At 39.4% G+C, this 7116-nt stretch carries 8 protein-coding genes; 1 reads left to right on the plus strand and 7 read right to left on the minus strand.

The genetic code is table 11. From position 1 onward, the window contains the following. Positions 1-4: 4 nt before the first annotated feature. The 6 genes from CQA63_RS07480 to CQA63_RS07505 are packed head-to-tail and all read right to left on the minus strand — an operon-like array spanning position 5 to position 5060. Entirely contained in the window at positions 5-982 is a 978-nt protein-coding gene (locus tag CQA63_RS07480) for a hypothetical protein (RefSeq protein WP_104699929.1), read from the minus strand. Beyond that, positions 979-2109: a dihydropteroate synthase gene (gene folP, locus CQA63_RS07485; RefSeq protein WP_104699928.1), complete on the minus strand. Its 1131-nt coding sequence runs from the start codon at positions 2107-2109 to the stop codon at positions 979-981. Before folP ends, CQA63_RS07480 begins: the two co-directional genes overlap by 4 nt. Beyond that, a complete protein-coding gene (locus tag CQA63_RS07490; RefSeq protein WP_104699927.1) occupies positions 2106-2726 on the minus strand; it encodes a DNA polymerase III subunit delta' in 621 nt (206 codons plus the stop codon). Before CQA63_RS07490 ends, folP begins: the two co-directional genes overlap by 4 nt. Before the next feature lie 8 nt (positions 2727-2734). After that, positions 2735-3286, minus strand: a complete 552-nt coding sequence (locus tag CQA63_RS07495; RefSeq protein ID WP_104699926.1) for a HobA family DNA replication regulator — start codon at positions 3284-3286, stop codon at positions 2735-2737. Between the two features lie 6 nt (positions 3287-3292). Then, the gene (locus CQA63_RS07500) at positions 3293-4498 is read right to left on the minus strand and encodes an aspartate kinase (protein WP_104699925.1); all 1206 of its coding nucleotides are present in this window, start codon (positions 4496-4498) and stop codon (positions 3293-3295) included. Positions 4499-4556: 58 nt separating this feature from the next. Beyond that, entirely contained in the window at positions 4557-5060 is a 504-nt protein-coding gene (locus CQA63_RS07505) for an RNA pyrophosphohydrolase (RefSeq protein WP_104699924.1), read from the minus strand. A gap of 77 nt (positions 5061-5137) precedes the next feature. Between CQA63_RS07505 and hemW the strand changes: the two genes are divergently transcribed. Beyond that, complete coding sequence (hemW, locus tag CQA63_RS09510; RefSeq protein WP_233706607.1) at positions 5138-6718, plus strand: radical SAM family heme chaperone HemW; 1581 nt, start codon at positions 5138-5140, stop codon at positions 6716-6718. Positions 6719-6733: 15 nt separating this feature from the next. Here hemW and CQA63_RS07515 read toward each other — a convergent pair. Beyond that, a partial coding sequence (locus CQA63_RS07515; RefSeq protein ID WP_115511856.1) for a glycosyltransferase occupies positions 6734-7116 on the minus strand: 383 nt, incomplete at its 5' end.

The raw sequence follows: 7116 nt of genomic DNA on the forward strand, positions 1-7116 counted from the left end.
TTTTCTAGCGTTTTGCGTTCTTTCTAAAATCGCGATAAAGGCTATGAAAGCGGTTTAAAAATATGGGGTTTTTGGCATCAAGATATTCAGTAATCATAAGAATCTGCCTTTCGTTGAGGTTGGTAATGATTTTGGTGCATACATCGCTAAACTCCTTATCATCTACCCCATACATTGATTCATCGAGCATTTGGGTGTATTGTTTGTAAATTTTTTGGTCTTTTTCATCTTGTTTTTTATCTTCAATGATCTTTTCTTTCATCGCTTCAAGCTCTTCTTGGGGCATATTTTTAAGCTGACTTTTAGAATATATACCTGTGAGGGAGAGGATTTCAGATACAAGTTTGAGCTTTTCTGGTGTGTTATTGAGATATTCCTTATAGGAGTCATTAAAAATATCTGTAGGCATAAAATCTTTGATGATATGGAGTTTTAAATGCGCCATTTTTAGAATCTGCTCGCGTTTTTTCTCATTTGAGAGCTCAGCAATGGTATTTTGCAAACGTTCTGTGTCATTGCGGATTTTCTCATAATGACTCATCATTACTTTATATTCTTCAACGGGTAGGTCTTTGAGTTGTTTGGCGATTCTATCAAGGAGGGTTTCTTGGAACTCACGATAGGCAATACGCAAGATTCTCTGCAATTTATGGGCGGATATATCTTGCACACTTAGGGTGAGAATATCTGCAATCTCTGCATAGCTAAAGTTATCAAAACTCTCTTTAATGGTTTCAATCAACAGAAGGGTGTTTGTGAGATTCTCACGCACTTTTGCTTTAAACTCACTAATATCCACTTCATCAAAGGGGCTTGTTATCACATAGCTATCTTTATTGGTATAGTGCAAGTAATTGAGTGTATCTTTACGCACATCTTCTTCATATAGCTTGATTAGCTCTTCTTTCTCTAAATGCTCTATTTCTGATTCTGTGTGGTTATGACGTAGGAGAAATGCTTTTATGAGCTTTATATCTTTCATTGCATTGCCTTGTAGATTTTAAGCATATCAATATGCTCACTCTCATCATGCACTCTTAGAATATTTGCACCATTTTGTAAGGCATACAGATGGAGCGCTAAAGTCCCAGCAAGCCTATCTTTCGCACCTTTGCCTATAATTTCGCCGATAGTATTTTTACGGCTAGCGCCAACAAGTAGGGGCAAGTCAAAGTGGCAAAAATGCTCTAAATGCTTAATAAGGGCGATATTTTGAGCCTTATCTTTAGCAAAGCCAAAGCCAATATCAAGGATAGTTTTTTCTATCCCTGCTTGTTTGAGGGCGGCGATTTTTTGTGTAAAAAAGCTATCCATATCATCAAATAAATGTGTGTAGGTATGGGTGAGACTTTGCATAGATTTAGGCGTGCCTTTGGTGTGCATAAGCACGACTTCTGCCTTATGTTTAGCACATATTTGTATCATTGCTTCACTCTCAAGCCCGCTTACGTCATTAAGTATGCTAAAGCCCGCACTTAGCGCAAAATCAGCGGTTTTTGGATTATATGTATCAATGCTTAAGCGCACTTTATCATAGATATGATTCTCTCTAATATAGCTCACAACTTCCTTTAGTCGTGCTATCTCTTCATTAGGCTCTATAAGCTCACTGCCCGGTCTTGAGCTAGCTGCTCCAATATCTATAATATCTACTTCTTTTGCTAAAAGCATATTGATTCTATCAATCGCACTTTGAGATGTCTGCCTTGAATCTTCATAAAAGCTATCAGGTGTGATATTGACAATCGCCATAATGGCGTTTTCATACATAGATGTATATAAATGCGATTTTAGCTTTGCTTTGAGTGTTTTTAACCCAAAGGGCTGCATAGAGAGCTTAGGGAGCATGTATTCAAGCTGTGCTTTTGTGCCAAAAAGCAGCACGATATGCTCACCCTTATGGCTAATGCAACCTTTAGGCGTGGCACATTCTGCACCTGCGCTTAGGGCTTCTTGCTTCAAAATATTTGCCGCTTCATAGCTTAAATCTCTAATTTCAAAAGCAAGGATTTGTGTTTTTTTATTCATAATGCTTTGCCCTGTGGAATCCGCACCAATGGCAGCTATGCTTTTGGAAAGACAAGCGGGGTTTAGTCTTTGTATGTTCATGGCTTTTTCTTTTGTTTTTGGTAGATTCGTAATAAAAGGGGGAGAAAAATGTAATTTTGCTTTTCTGTGGCGTCATTTTGGTTTAAGGCTATGGCTTTATCAAAGAGTGCAAGCTCCTTTTGATTAAGTTTAATCCCTGCTTGAAACAGCGCAAAAAGGAGAGATTGGATACGCATTTTTATTTCTTCTTTGCTTTGCTGGGAGCGATCATTGTGTTTGCAAAATTCATAAATATCTTGCAAACTTAGCTTTTTGACATCAAGTTCAAAAGGCACTACAGGGGCTTTATGCTTATGTGCTATAAGTCGCATACGCGAGCGAATAGTAGGGATAAGGGCATTTTTATTTTTAGCGATGATAATAAAAGTTATATTTTCTGGGGGCTCTTCTGTGATTTTAAGAAGTGCATTTTGTGCTGCTATGTTGTATTTATTAGCAGCGATGATAATTCGCATTTCTTGCTCGTATGAAAGATACGCCTTAGCAATCACATCTTTTGCATCATCAATCTTAAAATCTTCTCTTTGAAAGACTTCATAATATTGCTCATCGCATTCAAGCGTAAGCTCATCTATGAGCTCATCTATAAAGGGGGTAATATGGATAAGCCCTATCATAGATATACCTATATATCAAGTGAAATTTTATTGAGCATGGCTGCAAGAATGGCTCTATTAAAAAGCTTAAAAAGAATGATTAATTTATAATCAAGATGCTCATCTGTGGCATTTAACATATTGTTTTCACTCTCATCAAGGAGCCAATACCAGCCCCCATCGTGCTCTTTAGCAAAGCTTGAGCGGGCATTATTTTTACCAATGTACCAAAATTTATAGTGAGAATACATCATATCAAGCATATCGCTTATTAAGTTAAAGCCCCTCATATCGCCTTGTGCATTAGCATCTATCATTTCATGTAAATGCGTAATCTGCACGATAGGGAAAAATGGACGACCTTTATGGGGTTGATTGATATGTGCAATAATATATTCTCCAAACCAAGAGCGCGCATTATCTGTAAGCACAATAAGGGCACCGCCTTTAAGCATATCTTTAATAATACGAGACATATCCGGGAGCAAGAGGTATTGGTTCTCTTCTATCCAGCCGCTCATCACACCCTTTTTTTCATCTTCTCGTATGGTGTTGATAAGCCAATCGCGAATATTTTGCATATTATCTCATTGCTCCAGTTTATACACGCTATGGAGTTTTTCTACGGCTTTTTGTGCAAATTCTGCATTAATAATCATAGAAATTTTAATCTCACTTGTGCTTATCATCATAATATTAATATTATCAAGGGCAAGGGCTTTAAATGCCGTGCTTGCTACACCGGTGTGGGACTTCATACCCACCCCGACAATAGAGACTTTAGCGATATTATTATCATATTCTATGCTGCCAAAGTCATTTTTAAAGCCCTCTAACACTTGTTGTGTGAGACTGACTTCAGTTTTAGGGATAGTAAAGTCAATATCTGTTCTGCCATCGCGCCCGATAGTTTGTACAATCATATCTACATTGATATTATTATCCGCAAGTAAGCCAAAAATATCTGCTGCTATGCCGGGTCTATCTTGCACATCACTTAGGCTTACTCTTGCTTGATTTTTATCAAGTGCTACACCGCTAACGATAGGTTTTTCCATTATGTCCTCCTCTTTGGTTATAAGCGTGCCCTTATCTTGTGTGAATGAACTTGCACAAAGGAGCTTGACATTTAGTTTTTTAGCTAATTCCACAGAGCGGTTAAGCAGTACCTTTGCTCCCATAGAGGCAAGCTCTAGCATTTCATCATAGCTAATCTTATCTAGCTTTTTAGCTTGCTTCACTAGACGCGGATCAGTGGTATAGATACCATCAACATCGCTATAAATCTCACAACAAGTGGCATTAAGCGCACCTGCTAGTGCCACCGCAGAGAGGTCGCTCCCCCCGCGCCCTAGAGTCGTTACCTCCCCATCTGTAGAGATACCTTGAAACCCAGCAACAACCACTACATAGCCCTCATTTAAAAGCTGAAAAATCTTTGTGGTATCAATATAGGCAATGCGCGCTTTTGTGTGGAAAGTATCTGTAATAATCCCAGCACCCCTCCCGCTTAGAGAAATAGCCTTTATGCCTAGTGATTCTAAAGCTATGGCAAGGAGTGCGGCGGTGATTCTCTCTCCTGAGCTTAAAAGCATATCCATTTCTTTGGTATTAGGTAATGGAGTGAAAGATTGGGCAAAGCTAATCAGTCTATCAGTCTCTCCACTCATGGCAGATACGACCACTACAAGATTATTACCTTGAGCTTTGGCTTTAGCTACGCGTTGGGCTACGTTGCGGATTCTCTCGCAATCTCCCATACTCGTACCGCCATATTTTTGCACGATAAGCATATCAATCCTTAAGAGTGTGAAATAAAGTCGCAATCATAGAATCTTCTTGCTTAAGATTCTATAGATAGCCCTCTTTCTTAAAATGCCCTAAAACTTGTTTATAGACTTCTTTTTTAAAATATGTAACGCGCTCAAAGAGCTCATGGGCATCTACAAAAGTGTATTGATCAAATTCCGGTATAGCTGTTTGTAAATTAATTTCTGCCTCATTTTTTAAGCGTACGAGGAAGTACTTTTGCCTCTGTCCTGCAAAGCCTACATACATTTTCTTTGCCATGCTTCTAGGGAAGTCATATTGAATCCAATGGGGACATTCACTAATGATTTCTACATCATCTGTGCCTATCTCTTCTTTCAACTCACGCAAGAGTGCAACTCTAGGGCTCTCCCCCTCATCTATCCCCCCTTGTGGGAATTGCCACGCGCCTTTAATATCAAGGCGATGAGCGATGAAGAATTTGCATTCTTTAGGATAAGCGCTTGAGAGAATTACAGCAGCAACATTGGGGCGATATTTTTTGGGAGTATTTTCATTATATGTTCTCTCATTATATATTTTCATCTCTTGCCTTTATGTATCTATGAAATCATTCTATTATAAGCTATTATATGTAATAAACATTTTAATGCTAAGGGGCTATGGTGTTGCTTTATATCCATATACCATTTTGCAGCAGCAAATGCGGGTATTGTGCATTTAATTCTTTTGTGGGGCAGGAGGAGCATTATAATGATTACATAAAGGCTTTATGTGTGGATATAGAGCAGGGCTTAAAAGAGAGGCATTACCATATAGATTCTATATTTTTTGGTGGGGGCACGCCTAATCTTTTGGGTGCGAAATATTATGAGATGATTTTTGAGTGTATTTATCAAAATACCCATATTGCTAGGGATTGTGAGATAAGCCTAGAAGCAAATATTAATCATCTTAACGCGCAATGGTGCAAGCAGTTATATGCCTTAGGGGCAAATAGGCTAAGTGTGGGCATACAGAGCTTTGAGGCAAAGAAGCTAGCCTTTTTAGAGCGCGACCATAATGTGAGGGATATACACAAGGCAATGTATGCAGCATATAATGCAGGTTTTAGTAATTTAAGCTGTGATTTAATGATAAACACCCCCCTAGATAGTAAAACTCTTATAGAATCTGAAATCACTCAAGCTTGCAAACTCCCCTTAAAGCATATATCTGTCTATGCCCTAAGTATCGATAGTGGCTCTCTTTTTGCGCAAAAAGGCTATAGCGTAGATTCAGATGAGGAGCTAAGCTTTTATGCAAGGGAGTGCTTAGTGGCTCAAGGATTTAGCCAATATGAAGTCTCAAATTATGCAAAACAATCCTATCAATGCCGACATAATCTAGGCTATTGGCAGGGGGAGGAGTATTTGGGCTTTGGCGCTGGGGCAGTGGGGAGAGTAGGGAATAGGCGTTTAAAAGCCACTCCGCATTTAAAGCAATATATTGCAGAGCCCTTAAAGCGGCAAGTGGAGCATTTAGACAGCGAGGCTTTACGCACAGAGGCAATTATGCTAGGGCTTCGGTGTAAGAGCGGCGTGGATATAAAGTATTTCGATACTAAAAGCAATATTTGCCTTACTTCTCAAACTAAATCTCATAATGAGGATAAGGCTATTTCACAAGGGAAATTGGTTTGTGATTCTAAGCCATTGCAAGAGAGCAAAGAATTTATACCCCAAATCTTAAGCACTAGCCAAGTTTGTCAGCTCTTTAGTCTTGGAAGTAAGGCTGAAGAATCTCTTTTATCTACTAAAGACTTTTCAAAAGAATCACTAGAAAATCAGCCACTTTGGCATCACGAGGGAGCACGAAGTGCAACCGAAGAATCTCTACCCGAGCCACTACTCGCCCACGTGAATTCTTCGGTCGTTTCCACTCCCGCTAGACATGACAAACTTAGCTACCCGCAAGGGAAATTATTTTGTCATTCTGAGGCTTTAGCCGAAGAATCTCTCTTAGAATTACCAAAAAGTGCGACTAGTGATTTGGGCAGAGATGTTTCGCATTTTACAAATGCTCAACATGACAAACTTTGCTACCTGCAAGGAAAACCCACATATAATAAACTCCTCATGCCCTTGATACATGGAGGGAAGTGCCATATCCGCACAGAGGGAGGGAAGTTATTTTTATGTGCAAATGAATTATTTTTAAGCGATGAAATCGCCCTTTGGCTACTCTCTCGTTTGGATAAGTGATTAAGGATAAGTAGCTTAGATGAGCAGACTTGCATGCCTATAGATTTCAATAATATGTGCTACATTATGATGGGTTTTGGCAAATGCTCTTGCTTCAAGGCACATTTTGGTATATTCTTGCTCCTTTAGCTCCAGCATGGAGCGCATAGCTTTGGCAAGCGAATGTGTATCTTTGACTTTGCAGCTAAAGCCATTTATGCCCTCAAGCACTAAATCTTTGCAGCCTATGGCATTAGTAGTAATGATAGGCTTGCCCATAGCCATAGCCTCTAGTAGCACACGCGGTGCGCCCTCCCTGTAGCTAGGGAGCACCACACAGCAAGCAGAGGCGATAAACTCTCGCACATCTTCAACCTGCCCTAAATAATGCACAATCCCTGCTTTTTCCCATATATCAA

The sequence above is a fragment of the Helicobacter marmotae genome, assembly GCF_003364255.1.
GTDB lineage: Bacteria > Campylobacterota > Campylobacteria > Campylobacterales > Helicobacteraceae > Helicobacter_C > Helicobacter_C marmotae.

Excerpts from the sequence above, each read along its gene's own strand:
- CQA63_RS07480 (WP_104699929.1), bottom strand. The coding sequence starts at position 982 with ATGAAAGATATAAAGCTCATAAAAGCATTTCTCCTACGTCATAACCAC.
- folP (WP_104699928.1), bottom strand. The coding sequence starts at position 2,109 with ATGAACATACAAAGACTAAACCCCGCTTGTCTTTCCAAAAGCATAGCT.
- CQA63_RS07490 (WP_104699927.1), bottom strand. The coding sequence starts at position 2,726 with ATGATAGGGCTTATCCATATTACCCCCTTTATAGATGAGCTCATAGAT.
- CQA63_RS07495 (WP_104699926.1), bottom strand. The coding sequence starts at position 3,286 with ATGCAAAATATTCGCGATTGGCTTATCAACACCATACGAGAAGATGAA.
- CQA63_RS07500 (WP_104699925.1), bottom strand. The coding sequence starts at position 4,498 with ATGCTTATCGTGCAAAAATATGGCGGTACGAGTATGGGAGATTGCGAG.
- CQA63_RS07505 (WP_104699924.1), bottom strand. The coding sequence starts at position 5,060 with ATGAAAATATATAATGAGAGAACATATAATGAAAATACTCCCAAAAAA.
- hemW (WP_233706607.1), top strand. The coding sequence starts at position 5,138 with ATGGTGTTGCTTTATATCCATATACCATTTTGCAGCAGCAAATGCGGG.